At 73.3% G+C, this 12,188-nt stretch carries 13 protein-coding genes; 8 read left to right on the forward strand and 5 right to left on the reverse strand.

The window, feature by feature from the left end; all coding sequences use genetic code 11:
* Nucleotide 1 precedes the first annotated feature (1 nt).
* The gene (locus ACFV57_RS35155; protein ID WP_385240705.1) at nt 2-1,099 is read right to left on the reverse strand and encodes a helix-turn-helix domain-containing protein; all 1,098 of its coding nucleotides are present in this window, start codon (nt 1,097-1,099) and stop codon (nt 2-4) included.
* 167 nt (nt 1,100-1,266) lie between these two features.
* Here ACFV57_RS35155 and ACFV57_RS35160 point away from each other — a divergent pair, with 167 nt between their 5' ends.
* The 4 genes from ACFV57_RS35160 to ACFV57_RS35175 all read left to right on the forward strand — a co-directional run bounded on the left by ACFV57_RS35160 (nt 1,267) and on the right by ACFV57_RS35175 (nt 4,384).
* Nucleotides 1,267-1,452, forward strand: a complete 186-nt coding sequence (locus ACFV57_RS35160) for a hypothetical protein (protein WP_385240707.1) — start codon at nt 1,267-1,269, stop codon at nt 1,450-1,452.
* On the forward strand, nt 1,449-1,682 hold the full coding sequence (locus ACFV57_RS35165) for a hypothetical protein (RefSeq protein WP_385240710.1): 234 nt from the start codon (nt 1,449-1,451) through the stop codon (nt 1,680-1,682). Before ACFV57_RS35160 ends, ACFV57_RS35165 begins: the two co-directional genes overlap by 4 nt.
* A 220-nt stretch (nt 1,683-1,902) precedes the next feature.
* Nucleotides 1,903-3,714, forward strand: a complete 1,812-nt coding sequence (locus ACFV57_RS35170) for an ABC-ATPase domain-containing protein (protein ID WP_385240713.1) — start codon at nt 1,903-1,905, stop codon at nt 3,712-3,714.
* A gap of 58 nt (nt 3,715-3,772) precedes the next feature.
* Nucleotides 3,773-4,384, forward strand: a complete 612-nt coding sequence (locus tag ACFV57_RS35175) for a GNAT family N-acetyltransferase (protein ID WP_385240716.1) — start codon at nt 3,773-3,775, stop codon at nt 4,382-4,384.
* Nucleotides 4,385-4,429: 45 nt separating this feature from the next.
* Here ACFV57_RS35175 and gcl read toward each other — a convergent pair whose 3' ends face one another.
* Complete coding sequence (gene gcl / locus ACFV57_RS35180) at nt 4,430-6,208, reverse strand: glyoxylate carboligase (RefSeq protein ID WP_385240719.1); 1,779 nt, start codon at nt 6,206-6,208, stop codon at nt 4,430-4,432.
* A gap of 431 nt (nt 6,209-6,639) precedes the next feature.
* Between gcl and ACFV57_RS35185 the strand changes: the two genes are divergently transcribed.
* Nucleotides 6,640-7,392 (forward strand): type 1 glutamine amidotransferase, encoded by a 753-nt coding sequence (locus ACFV57_RS35185; RefSeq protein ID WP_385240722.1) that lies wholly within the window; start codon nt 6,640-6,642, stop codon nt 7,390-7,392.
* 42 nt (nt 7,393-7,434) lie between these two features.
* Here ACFV57_RS35185 and ACFV57_RS35190 read toward each other — a convergent pair whose 3' ends face one another.
* Nucleotides 7,435-7,971, reverse strand: a complete 537-nt coding sequence (locus ACFV57_RS35190; protein WP_385240725.1) for a hypothetical protein — start codon at nt 7,969-7,971, stop codon at nt 7,435-7,437.
* A 169-nt stretch (nt 7,972-8,140) separates the two neighbouring features.
* Here ACFV57_RS35190 and ACFV57_RS35195 point away from each other — a divergent pair, with 169 nt between their 5' ends.
* A complete protein-coding gene (locus tag ACFV57_RS35195) occupies nt 8,141-8,908 on the forward strand; it encodes an alpha/beta fold hydrolase (protein WP_385240728.1) in 768 nt (255 codons plus the stop codon).
* A 174-nt stretch (nt 8,909-9,082) separates the two neighbouring features.
* Complete coding sequence (locus tag ACFV57_RS35200) at nt 9,083-9,280, forward strand: hypothetical protein (RefSeq protein WP_385240731.1); 198 nt, start codon at nt 9,083-9,085, stop codon at nt 9,278-9,280.
* A 135-nt stretch (nt 9,281-9,415) separates the two neighbouring features.
* Here ACFV57_RS35200 and ACFV57_RS35205 read toward each other — a convergent pair whose 3' ends face one another.
* Nucleotides 9,416-10,645 (reverse strand): acyl-CoA dehydrogenase family protein, encoded by a 1,230-nt coding sequence (locus tag ACFV57_RS35205; RefSeq protein ID WP_385240734.1) that lies wholly within the window; start codon nt 10,643-10,645, stop codon nt 9,416-9,418.
* 172 nt (nt 10,646-10,817) lie between these two features.
* On the opposite strand from ACFV57_RS35205, the gene ACFV57_RS35210 reads away from it, so the two are divergent.
* Nucleotides 10,818-11,546: a TetR family transcriptional regulator gene (locus ACFV57_RS35210; RefSeq protein WP_385240737.1), complete on the forward strand. Its 729-nt coding sequence runs from the start codon at nt 10,818-10,820 to the stop codon at nt 11,544-11,546.
* 23 nt (nt 11,547-11,569) lie between these two features.
* Here ACFV57_RS35210 and def read toward each other — a convergent pair whose 3' ends face one another.
* Complete coding sequence (gene def / locus ACFV57_RS35215; RefSeq protein WP_385240740.1) at nt 11,570-12,130, reverse strand: peptide deformylase; 561 nt, start codon at nt 12,128-12,130, stop codon at nt 11,570-11,572.
* Between the last annotated feature and the right edge of the window lie 58 nt (nt 12,131-12,188).

Genomic DNA, 12,188 nt, shown 5'->3' on the forward strand with positions numbered 1-12,188 from the left:
CTCACCGCCCCACCGCGTCCAGATAGACCCCCAACGGCTGCAACGGCGTCCACAGTTGTTCGAAGTAGGCGGCGAAGTAGGACATGTAGGTGGTGTCCTGCACGCTGAAGCCGTTCAGTTTCTGGCGGGCGCCGCCGGAGAAGGCCAGGAAGACGGTGCTGTCGTCGATCAGGGCCATGTTCAGGCCGTCCGCCGCCGCGGTCCACCGCAGCACGCTCGCCTCGTAGTTGAGGATGTGGCCGGTCTCCTCGCGGTGCCGCCGGGCCCAGCCGAGGACGTCCCGGTCGGGCACGCCGTCCGTCTCGGGGACGCCGATGATGCGGCGGACGCTGCGCTGGTCCTCGGTGTCCTCGCGCGCCCAGGACAGGATGTCCGCGAAGTAGTCGGCGGAGGCCTTCGTCGTGTACTGGTCGGGCGGATAGCGGCGGGTGTACGTCACCCTGATCTCGGAGCGTGCCGAGCGCACGCACCGGGCCGCCGCGGTGTAGAACTCGGGGTTGCTGCGGTACCAGGTCGCGGCGAGCAGCGCGTCGCCGCCGGCGTCCGGCAGTGCCACCGGGCGCGCGGCCCCGGCCTGGCCGGCCGGCCCCCTGCGCAGCGCGTCGAGGCGGCGCTTGGCGTCCCGCCAGCGGTCCAGCCAGTCCGCCGGCTCCGCCCCGCAGGCGGCCACGAAGGCCGAGGTCAGTTCCCAGCTGGGGAAGCGGCGCCCGTTGAGCATCGCGGACACCGAGCTGCGCCCGCACTTCATCTGGAGGGCGAGGCTGGCCTCCGTGGGTTCGAAGCACCGCAGCCGCAGTTCGCGCAGCTGCTCCGCGAACGCCTCCACGGGCTCCGGTACGGGCGCGGACATGGGCCGGTCGGTCAACGGATCATCATCCCCCGGGAGCGCGGCGGCGACGGTGACACAGAAGTCCCGTGCCTGTCCGTCATTGTCCGCCGGTGCCACCGGTGTTCGCCAGTGCTCGCCCGCGCCGTCGTGGTGCTCAGGAATGCCGATGCCCGTCTCCAGGCCATTGGCCCAGGTGAGCGGGGCGTCAACACTTCCTTGTACGGGCCGCGCGACGCCGCGCGGCGGCACGGCGGGGAAGGAGGACGCCATGTGACCTGACGGATCACCGCGACCGGGCGGACGGAGCACCCGTACCGCCCCGGGCAGAGCAGACCCGCAAAAAGAGAGGCCGCTCCCTGGTGCTTCTGGCGGGAAGCAGGGAACGGCCTTCTGCCGAACTCAGGAGACCTCATGCTCTTCACACACAAGGAGACCTCGTGCTCGTCGATTGCAGGATAGCCCTTCGCTGTACGGGCATCGCCTTCGTGGCCGCGCTCGTCCTGGGCGTCACGCTGGTGACACCCGCCGGTTCCCCCCTCCCGCAGGACGCCCTCTGGGTCCTGCTCCTGACGTCGGCGCTCACGCCGGCCGCGGCGCGGGGCGGAGCGGGGTGGCGGCGTTGAGCGGGCAGGCGAACGCGGCGGCGTGCCGTCGGTGCGGAGCCCGGGCTGCGGAGCAGCGCACCTTCACCACCCCGGTCGTCGACTGCTCCGGGCGGCTGCTGGTCGCCACGTCCGTGCTCTGCGCGTGCGGCGATGCCACCCTGGTCGGTCTGCGGCCGACGCGTACGGGTGACGGTCCGGACGCGCGGGTGGACGCGGCGCGGCGGCTCTTCCCGTACACCGTGTACTGACGGGGTGCACTGACGGGGGACGGGCCGGCCACCGGACCCGGTGGCCGGCCCGTCGACCGGCCGCGGCCTTCCGCATCCGTCCGTCCGCATCCTTCCGTCCACGGCCGGTCGCCCGTCCCGGACCGGGCGTGCGACGGTACGGATACATCTGGGTATCGTCGGCCGTCGGGCCGGTGACCAGCCGGCGACCCGATGACGCAACGCGAAAGGTGCAGGCGCTGTGCGACGCCCTCAAGGCCGCGACCACGACCGCGGCCGCGAACACGGCCGGGACCGCGGGCACGCCCGTGACCACGGCCGTTCCCAGGACTGGCAGCGGGCCGAGCGCCCGCAGGGAATCCGCGACGGTCTGGCCGGGGAACTGCGCCGGATGGACGGCGCCTCGTACGGCAGGTACAAGGCGCTCCTCGGCTCGTGGGCCATGCCCGGCTTCACCCTGGAGGTGATCCGGGGGCAGTCCGACCCGTACGCGCCGCCCGCGCGGGTCGCCCTGCGCGTCCCGGCCGAGGAGGCCGGGTTCCCGGCGGACCTGTGGGAGTCACCGGTGCGGCGGCGGGCGCTGGCGAGCTACCTGGCCCGGCGGGCCGCCGAGGCGGCGGACCACCGGGCGCTGCGCGTGGACGCGGGCGGCCAGGAGGTGCTGGAGCGCAGTTCCTGCCTGGTCGACGCGCGGGACGGTGCGGTGACTCTGCGCCTGGGCGTGGACCTGCCGGGGCACGGCCGCCGGATCGACGGGCACGCGGCGGAGCACGTCCTGTGCGGCCTGCTGCCGAGGGTCGCCGAGCGCGCCCTGCGGTACACGGCGCTGGACGCCGACGACGTACGGGCCTTCGCGGACACCGTCGAGGACTCGGACGCGCTGCGCGCCGCGCTGCCCGGCCTCGGCCTGGTGGCGTTCGTCGCGGACGGCGCGGTGCTGCCGCGGCGCAGCGGCGTGGACGACCGCCCGGCGGCCGGCCGGGACGTCGTCCCCTTCGCCTCGCCCGGGGAACTGCGGGTCTCGCTCGACCTGCCGCACGCCGGGACGGTCACCGGCATGGGCGTGCGCGAAGGCGTCACCCTGGTCGTCGGCGGCGGTTTCCACGGCAAGTCGACGCTGCTGCGTGCCCTGGAGACCGGCATCTGGGACCACGTGCCCGGCGACGGCCGTGAGCAGGTGGTGGCCCGGCCCGACACCGTGAAGATCCGTTCGGAGGACGGCCGCCGGGTCGAGCGGGTGGACGTACACGCCTTCGTCGACCACCTGCCGAGCGGCGCGGACACCACCGACTTCCGTACGGACAACGCCTCCGGCTCCACCTCGCAGGCCGCCTCCCTGTGCGAGGCGGTGGAGGTGGGGGCGCGGGTCCTGCTCATCGACGAGGACACCGCGGCCACCAACCTGATGATCCGCGACGCGCGGATGCAGGCACTGGTGGCCAAGGAGCGGGAGCCGCTGACGCCGTTCGTGGACCTGGTGCGCTCGCTGCACCGGGACCACGGCGTCTCCACCGTGCTGGTCATGGGCGGCTCCGGCGACTACATGGAGGTCGCCGACCAGGTGATCATGATGGACGCGTACCGGCCGTCCGATGTCACCGTCCGGGCACGGCAGTTGGCGGCGGTACCGACCGGCCGGACCGCGGAGGCGGAGTCCTTCCCCGGCGTCGCGCACCGCCACCCGGACCCCGGCTCCCTCGACACGTCGGTACGCGGCCGGTCCCGCATCCGCGCCCGCGGCGACGACGCGCTGACCTTCGGCGAACACGACGTCGACCTGCGGGCCGTCGAACAGATCGCGGACGCGCGACAGGTGGTGGGCATCGGCCTGGCCCTCGAACTGATGGTGCGGCGCGGGTACGTCGACGGCAAGCGCACGCTGTCCGAGGCACTCGACCTGCTCGACGGCGACCTGGAGGACGGCGCCCACCGACTCCTCGCCGTCCGCGACGAGGACTTCGCCCTCCCCCGCCGCCACGAGGTGGCAGCGGCCCTGAACCGCCTACGCGGCCTACGAGTTCTGGGCAGGCCGTCGGGGGCGGACGGGGGGTGAGGTACGCGGGGGGCTCGTGCGCGTACGCCGGGGGCACGGCCTTTGGCAAGATCACCCCATGACCGCTCCCCTGCCTCCCCCGATACCTCCCGTCGTGCCGGCCGGCCGGCTGCGCGACGGCGAGCAGCCCACTCTGCCGCTCTCCCCGGACGCCGAGTTGCGCCCGTGGCGGCCCGCCGACGCGCACGCCCTGGTCGCCGCCTGCCAGGACCCGGACATCCGGCAGTGGAACCGGCCCGCGCAGGTCACGCTGGAGGGCGCGCGGGACAAGATCGCTCACTGGCACCGGCGATGGCATGACGAACAGGCGGCCATCTGGGCCGTCGCCCGCCCGGCATGCGGCGGAGCGGTCGGGCTGGCCGGGCTCGGCGATCTGGACCTCATGGGCGGCAGCGGGGAGTTCCTCTACTGGCTGCTGCCGGCCGGCCGCGGGGGCGGACTCGCGGTGTCGGCGACCGTACGGATCAGCCGGTGGGCCCTGCACGACCTCGGCCTGCACCGGCTGCGGATCACCCACTCCGTGGGCAACCCGGCGTCCTGCCGGGTGGCGGACAAGGCGGGCTTCCGGCTGGAGGGCACCATGCGCAGCGCCCTGCTGCACGCCGACGGCTGGCACGACGAGCATCTGCACGCCCGGGTCGCGGGGGACGACTGGCCCGCGCACGCCTGAGCGGGCGCCGGGGGCCGCGGTCGCCGGTCCCCGCGCCCGTCCGGCTCACCTCATCGGCACGACGGCGGTCGGTGCGTGGCCCGGTTCGGTGGCCAGGTCCTCGAACTCGTTGACGCTGCCGATGTCGGTGCCGCTCATCGCGATGTTGGTGACCCGCTCCAGGATCGCCTCGACGACCACCGGGACCCGGTGTTCGGCGGCCAGCTTCTTGGCCTCCTCGAAGGCGGGCAGCAGCCGGTCCGGTTCGGTGACGCGGATGGCCTTGCAGCCCAGCCCCTCGGCGACCTTCACGTGGTCGACGCCGTAGACGCCGATCTCGGGGGTGTTGATGTTCTCGAACTCCAGGGTGACCTGGTAGTCCATGGCGAAGTTGCGCTGGGCCTGGCGGATCAGGCCCAGGTAGGAGTTGTTCACCAGCACGTGCACGTACGGGATGCGGTGCTGGGCGCCGACCGCCAGTTCTTCCAGCATGAACTGGAAGTCGTAGTCGCCGGAGAGCGCGACGACGCTGCCCCCGGGGTCGGCGGTGGCGACGCCCAGCGCGGCCGGGATGGTCCAGCCCAGCGGCCCGGCCTGGCCGCAGTTGATCCAGTGGCGGGGCCGGTAGACGTGCAGCAGCTGCGCGCCGGCGATCTGCGAGAGGCCGATGGTGGTGACGTAGCGGGTCTCGGGCCCGAACGCGCGGTTCATCTCCTCGTACACCCGCTGCGGTTTGAGCGGCACGTTGTCGAAGTGCGTACGGCGCTGGAGCGTGGCCCGGCGCCGCTGGGCCGAGGCGGCCCACTCGCCGCGGTCGGGCAGTTCGCCCGCGGCCTGCTGCTCCTTGGCGACCTCGACGAACAGTTCCAGGGCCGCCTTGGCGTCGGAGGCGATGCCGTAGTCGGGGGCGAAGATCTTGCCGATCTGGGTGGGCTCGATGTCCACGTGCACGAAGGTGCGGCCCCGGGTGTAGACGTCCAGCTTGCCGGTGTGGCGGTTGGCCCAGCGGTTGCCGATGCCGAGGACGAAGTCGGACTCCAGGAACGTGGCGTTGCCGTAGCGGTGCGAGGTCTGCAGGCCGACCATGCCGGCGTTGAGGCGGTGGTCGTCGGGCAGAGCGCCCCAGCCCATCAGGGTCGGGACGACGGGGACGCCGGTCAGCTCGGCGAACTCGGTCAGCAGGCCCGAGGCGTCGGCGTTGATGATGCCGCCGCCCGCGACGAGCAGCGGGCGCTCGGCGGCGTTGAGCATGGCGAGGGCCTTGACGATCTGCTTGCGGGTCGCCTTCGGCCGGTGCACGGGCAGCGGCTCGTACGTCTCCGGGTCGAACTCGATCTCCGTCATCTGGACGTCGATCGGCAGGTCGATCAGGACCGGCCCGGGACGCCCGGAGCGCATCAGGTGGAACGCCTGCTGGAAGACGCCGGGGACCTGGGCGGCCTCCAGGACGGTGGTGGCGGCCTTGGTGACCGGGGCGGCGATCGAGGCGATGTCGACGGCCTGGAAGTCCTCCTTGTGGATCACGGAGGTGGGTGCCTGGCCGGTGATGCACAGGATAGGGATCGAGTCGCCGGTCGCGGAGTAGAGACCGGTGATCATGTCGGTGCCGGCCGGTCCCGAGGTGCCGACGCAGACGCCGATGTTGCCGGGGGCCGCGCGGGTGTAGCCCTCGGCCATGTGGGAGGCGCCCTCGACATGGCGGGCGAGCGTGTGGTGGATGCCGCCACCGGCCCGCAGCGCCGCGTAGAACGGGTTGATCGCCGCGCCCGGCACACCGAACGCGTTGGTCACGCCCTCGCGCTTGAGGATCTCCACAGCCGCACGAGCGGCGGTCATTCGAGGCATCGAGTACTCCTGCGTCGGCCTGTCGGGGTCCCGCTCCGGCCCCGGGTGGGGCGGAAGCGCGAGCTACACACTTCCGAATAATGGAATTCTCGTTTTACTCTGCGGAAGTACGGAAGAAAGTAGAGCGCGCCCTTCCAGCCGTCAAGGGAGGCCTCGGAGCGAGACGCACGAAGTAAGGAGGGAGCGGAACGGCGCAAATCACCGCGCAACGGACCGGGGCGTCCCGGTCGAAGGCATGCGGTGGTGCGCCCCGCCCCGGAGACCACAGGCGGCGCGGCTCGCCCCGCCCCATGGGCGCGCCGACAGCCCAACTACCGCTCCAGCGGTACGGCGAGGGCCGTGACCAGCCACGTTAAGGTGTACATCGCCCTGCGCCCGCGCCTTTGCCGCGCCGATGCCGTACCGACAAGCCGCACCGAGGAGACCGCTCCATGCCCCCGCGCACCGTCCTGATACTCCAGCACGTCGAGGTCGAGAAGCCCGGACTGATCCTGGACGCGCTGGACGGCAGCGGATTGCGCGCCGACATCCGCAACCTGATCGACACGCCGGGCGCCTCGGCGGGCGACCTGCCGCCGGTGTCCGACCTGGCGGGGCTGGTCGTCATGGGCGGCCCCATGAACGCCGACGACCTGGCCGGCCACCCGGCGCTGAAGCTGGAGCGGGACCTCCTGGCCGACGCGCTGCGGGCCGGGGTGCCGACGCTGGGCGTGTGCCTGGGCGCCCAGTTGCTCGCCCGCGCCCAGGACCTGGCCGTACGGACGGGCGCCGACCTCGGCCGCCCCGGCGAGATCGGCTGGGCCCCGCTGCGTGACGTGGACCGCGCGGACCCGGTCGTCGGACCGCTGGCCGACGCGCCCGGCGTGCTCCACTGGCACGGCGACCGCATCGTGCCCGGCCCCGGCACCCGTGTCCTGGCGAGCACCGGGACCACCGAGTGCCAGGCGTTCCGCGCCGGTCCGGCCGCCTGGGGCCTCCAGTTCCACCTGGAGGTCACGCCCGGCCTCCTGGACGACTGGCTCGCCGAGCCGTCCTTCGCCGCCGAGGCCCGGGACGCCCTCGGTCCGGACGCCACGGACAGGCTGCGGGCCGACGCCCTCGCCGTAGCCCGGGACCTGCGCCCCCTGGCAGAGCGGAGCCTGGCCCACCTGCGCTCTCTCTTCGTGGCGCGCGCCGGCCTCTGACCGTCGCGGGCTCCGGGAGGGGCGCCGCCAGGACCGCGCCGGTCAGCCCCTGGCGTCCGCTCCGTCGAGCCAGACCCCGATCACCTCGGACGCCACGGCGGACACGCTCCGGCCGGTGGTGTCGATCACCGTCACGCCCGGCGCCTCCGGGCGGCGGAGGGCGGCGTGCTGCCGGAGTGTGCGGGTGAGCTGGTCGGCGGCCCCGGAACCGATCTCGCGGCGGCGGACCCGCTCCTCCAGCGACGGCGTGTCGGCGGTCAGCCGTACGGAGGTGATGCCGGCGCCCGGTACGGCGTCGGCGATCCACGCCAACTCCCGCTCCAGCGCGACGAACACGCCCGTCAGGATCAGCCGGGTGTGGCCCACCTCCGCCAGATTCGCCCAGACCGCGGCGAGGTTGCGGCGGGACAGCTCGCTCGGGGCGAGGCCGGGCGGCGGCCAGGGGTGCACCTGGTCGAGCTGGTCGGTGTCGATGAGGGCGTGCGGGACGTCCGCGTGGCCGAGCTGGTGGGAGACCTCGTACGCCGTCGTGGACTTGCCGACCCCGGCGGCGCCGCAGAGAACCAGAATCTTCGTCATAGGCTGCATCACCGCCCATCGTGAGCCGATCGCACCCGCCTCGCGAGCGAATTAGCGGCCCTGAGAGGCTGTGCCCGACGGGCCCCGAGAGGGCCGCCCTCCGGGCCAGGCGATCCGGACGGGCATCGGCGGCCGTCAACGCCCCCGACGAACAGGAGAAGAGGCGACCGTGCGCAACGCCGTGGTGACCCCCGAGGGCGACCGTATCCGCTGGGCCGAGCTGCCCGGCGAGCAGCCGGTCCGTGTCTACCTGCACGGTCTCGGCGCCACCTCGCCCGCCTACTTCGCCGGGACGGCCGTGCACCCGCTGCTGGCCGGCCGCCGCTCGCTCCTGCTCGACCTGCTCGGCTTCGGCATCAGCGACCGGCCCACCACCTTCTCGTACACCCTCGAAGCACACGCCGACGCCGTCGCGGAGGCGCTCCGGGCCGCCGGGGTGAGCGCGGCGGAGGTGATCGCCCACAGCATGGGCGGCTCGGTGGCCATCGTGCTCGCCCACCGGCACCCGGACCTGGTGGCGCGGCTCGTCCTCGTCGACGCCAACCTGGACCGGATCGAGCCGCGCCGGGGCCGGCCGGGCAGCGGCGGCATCGCCGCGCTCTCCGAGGAGGAGTTCGTCGCGGGCGGCTGGGAGCGGATACGCGACGCCGCGGGCCCGCACTGGTGGTCCACGATGCGGCTGGCCGGGCTGGAGGCGCTGCACCGCAGCGCGGTGCACCTCACCAGGGGCAGCGAACCGGTGATGCGCGAGCTGCTGGTGAAGCTGACGATCCCGCGCACGTTCCTGCTGCCCGAGGCCGACGGGCCGCTGCCGGGCGCCGACGAGCTGACCGCGGCGGGCGTGCGGGTGGTGGCGGTGCCGGACTGCGGGCACAACATCATGCTGGACAACCCGGAGGCGTACGTCCGCGCGGTCGCCGCGGCGTCGGCACCGTGAGTCTCCGCGGGCCGGGCGCACCCGGCGCAACCGGCGAGTAGCCGACCGGCGGGTCGATTGACGCCGTTCAACAGGGCGTTGAGCTTCTGTTCATCGCCGTGTCGCATGCTGGCAACGCCGACGGCGCGGTGGTGCCGACGGGGGGATGTTCCGTGCCGAGATGGGACTGGTGTCATGAACGTCGTTGAAGAACCGCTCAGCGCGCCCGAGGTGTCGCTGCCCCGCCAGCTGCCCGCGGGCAGCGCCCGGTCGCTGCCGATGCTGGACGCGGTGGTGGAGGTGCTGCGCGCCGCCGGTGAGGACGTGCACGTGGTGTACTCCGCGCACGGTGACGTGTTCAAGGTGGTGCCGCGGCAGGATGTGGCCGCCTGAGCGGGCCGCCGGAGCGCGCGTGCGGCGTCGTGGACCTCGCCTGGTACGGGGCGCCACGAGGCCGTGGCGCCCCGTCCGTCGGGACGGGGCCACGCTACTGCCGGGCCCGCTCCGGCGGACGGGTCCGCGCTACGGCTAGCGGATCGGAACTCCCGCCACCGTCCGGGCGATGACCAGGCGCTGGATCTCGCTGGTGCCTTCGAAGATGGTGTAGATGGCCGCGTCGCGGTGCATCCGTTCGACCGGGTACTCGCGGGTGTAGCCGTTGCCGCCGAGGATCTGCATGGCCTGGGCGGTCACCTTCTTGGCGGTCTCGCCGGCGAACAGCTTGGACATGGAGCCCTCGGCGGAGGTGAACGGCCTGCCGGCGGTGGCCATCCAGGAGGCACGCCAGACCAGGAGGCGGGCGGCGTCGATCTGGGTGCGCATGTCGGCCAGCTGGAAGGCGACGCCCTGGTTGTCGATGATCGGGCGGCCGAACTGGACGCGGTCCTTGGCGTAGTCGAGGGCGACCTCGTACGCGGCGCGGGCGATGCCGACGGCCTGGGCACCGACCGCCGGGCGGGACGCCTCGAAGGTCGCCATGGCGGCGTTCTTCACACGTTCACCACCCGGGTTCTTTGCCCGCTCCCGGGCCCGCGCCAGGCGCTCGTCCAGCTTCTCCTTGCCGCCGAGCAGGCAGTGGCCGGGCACCCGGACGTCCTCCAGGACGACCTCGGCGGTGTGCGAGGCGCGGATGCCGTGCTTCTTGAACTTCTGGCCCTGGGACAGGCCGGGCGTCTCCGGCGGGACGATGAAGGAGGCGTGGCCCTTGGGGCCGAGTTCGGGGTCGACAACCGCGACGACGACGTGGACGCCCGCGATACCCCCGTTGGTCGCCCAGGTCTTGGTGCCGTTGAGCACCCACTCGTCCTTGGCCTCGTCGTAGACGGCACGGGTGCGCATCGCGGAGACGTCTGAGCCCGCGTCCGGCTCGGAGGAGCAGAAGGCGGCGACCTTCACGTCGGCGGCGTCGCCGTACATCTGCGGAATCCAGGTGCCGATCTGCTCCTCGGTGCCGTTGGCCAGCACGCCGACGGCGGCCAGGCCGGTGCCGACGATCGACAGGCCGATGCCGGCGTCGCCCCAGAACAGTTCCTCCATGGCCATGGGGATGCCGAGGCCGGACGGGTCGAAGAACTGCTGGGCGTAGAAGTCGAGCGAGTACAGGCCGATCTTGGCGGCTTCCTGGATCACGGGCCAGGGGGTCTCCTCGCGCTCGTCCCACTCGGCGGCCGCGGGGCGCATGACGTCGGCGGCGAAGCCGTGGATCCAGTCCCGGACCTCCTTCTGCTCGTCGCTCAGCTCCATGGTGAACTCGGCCATGACCCCTCCAGCGCTGCGTTCCCGGGTAGCACCCCCGAGAATGTTACTTGCGGTAACCTGAGTCTGTTACCCGTCAGTAGGCGCTGTCAACTCCCCCGGTCCCGCGATCGCCGCACAGCGCGGGTGTTACGTTGCGCGAGCGTCACGGATTCACAAGGGCGGGGAGTGGGACATGGAAAACACCCAGCACGACGGCGGTCAGCAGGCCACGGCGGTGGAGCAGCCTGCCGCGGGGCACGGCGCCGCGACGGACCCGCCGCACACGGTACGGCGGCAGCAGACCGCGACCGAGCGGCGGCGCCGCGAACTCCTGGAGGCCGCCGACCGGGTGGTGCTGCGCGACGGCCCCGACGCCTCGATGAACGCCATCGCGGCGGAGGCCGGGATCACCAAGCCGATCCTCTACCGGCACTTCGGCGACAAGGGCGGGCTCTACCGGGCCCTGGCCGTACGGCACACCGACGCGCTGCTGGACGGACTGCGGGCGGCGCTGGACTCCCCCGTACCGCGCCGGGACCGCGTCGAGGCGACGCTCGACACGTACCTGACCGCGATCGAGACCCGCCCGCAGGTCTACCGCTTCCTGATGCACCCCGCCGACGAGGGGCAGAGCGCCGACAAGGACACCGGCTTCGACGTCGGCCGGCACTCCGCGCCGCTGCTGCGCCGGCTCGGCGAGGAACTGGCACAGGTCATAGGCGAGCGGCTGGACCTGGGGCCGGGCGGCGAGGAGCTGGCCCGGGTCTGGGGCCACGGCATCGTCGGCATGATGCACGCGGCCGGCGACTGGTGGCTGCGCGAACGCCCCTGCTCGCGGGCACAGTTGGTGCAGCACCTGGCCGACCTGCTGTGGGGGCGGCTGGCGGCGGCCGGGGACCGGCTGGACGGGCCCGGGTTCTGAGCCCCTGCGAGGACCTTGGGGGCCTACGCGCCCGTCGCCCGCTCGCGTCCTGCCCACGGCGCGCGGGCCGCGGCCCGCAGGGCCCGGCGGCGGCGCAGGCCGGTGAGGTGGTCGAGGTAGAGACCGCCCCGGAGGTGGTCGCACTCGTGCTGGAGGCAGCGGGCGAAGAAGCCGGTGCCGGCCACGGTGCGCGGCTCGCCCGTCACGCTGAACCCCTCCACCACCGCGTGGTCGTGCCGCGGAGTGCCGGCCTCGATGCCCGGCACCGACAGGCAGCCCTCCGGACCGCGCACCAGGACGCCGTCGGCCTCCACCAGGCGCGGGTTGACGAGGTGTCCGAGGTGCCGGCGGTCCTCGTCGTCCGGGCAGTCGTAGACGAACACCCGCAGCGGCACGCCGATCTGGTTGGCCGCCAGGCCGACCCCGCGGGCCGCGTACATCGTCGCGAACATGTCCTCGACCAGCGCGGCGAGCCCGGCGTCGAAGTCGGTGACGTCCCGGCAGGCCTCGGCCAGGGCCGGGTCGCCGAGCAGGCGCAGGGGGCGCGGGCGGCCGGAGCTGCCGGGGATGGAGCGGGAACGCATGGGGGTAAGCGTACGTTCTGCACCGTACGACGACGCAGGTCGTCGCGGGGTGCCGGGG

It is taken from the genome of Streptomyces sp. NPDC059788, assembly GCF_042732265.1.
In the GTDB taxonomy this organism is placed as follows: domain Bacteria; phylum Actinomycetota; class Actinomycetes; order Streptomycetales; family Streptomycetaceae; genus Streptomyces.

Coding starts and splice junctions, on each gene's coding strand:
- ACFV57_RS35155 (WP_385240705.1), bottom strand. CDS start 1,099: ATGGCGTCCTCCTTCCCCGCCGTGCCGCCGCGCGGCGTCGCGCGGCCC.
- ACFV57_RS35210 (WP_385240737.1), top strand. CDS start 10,818: ATGGAAAACACCCAGCACGACGGCGGTCAGCAGGCCACGGCGGTGGAG.
- ACFV57_RS35185 (WP_385240722.1), top strand. CDS start 6,640: ATGCCCCCGCGCACCGTCCTGATACTCCAGCACGTCGAGGTCGAGAAG.
- ACFV57_RS35200 (WP_385240731.1), top strand. CDS start 9,083: ATGAACGTCGTTGAAGAACCGCTCAGCGCGCCCGAGGTGTCGCTGCCC.
- def (WP_385240740.1), bottom strand. CDS start 12,130: ATGCGTTCCCGCTCCATCCCCGGCAGCTCCGGCCGCCCGCGCCCCCTG.
- ACFV57_RS35175 (WP_385240716.1), top strand. CDS start 3,773: ATGACCGCTCCCCTGCCTCCCCCGATACCTCCCGTCGTGCCGGCCGGC.
- gcl (WP_385240719.1), bottom strand. CDS start 6,208: ATGCCTCGAATGACCGCCGCTCGTGCGGCTGTGGAGATCCTCAAGCGC.
- ACFV57_RS35190 (WP_385240725.1), bottom strand. CDS start 7,971: ATGACGAAGATTCTGGTTCTCTGCGGCGCCGCCGGGGTCGGCAAGTCC.
- ACFV57_RS35205 (WP_385240734.1), bottom strand. CDS start 10,645: ATGGCCGAGTTCACCATGGAGCTGAGCGACGAGCAGAAGGAGGTCCGG.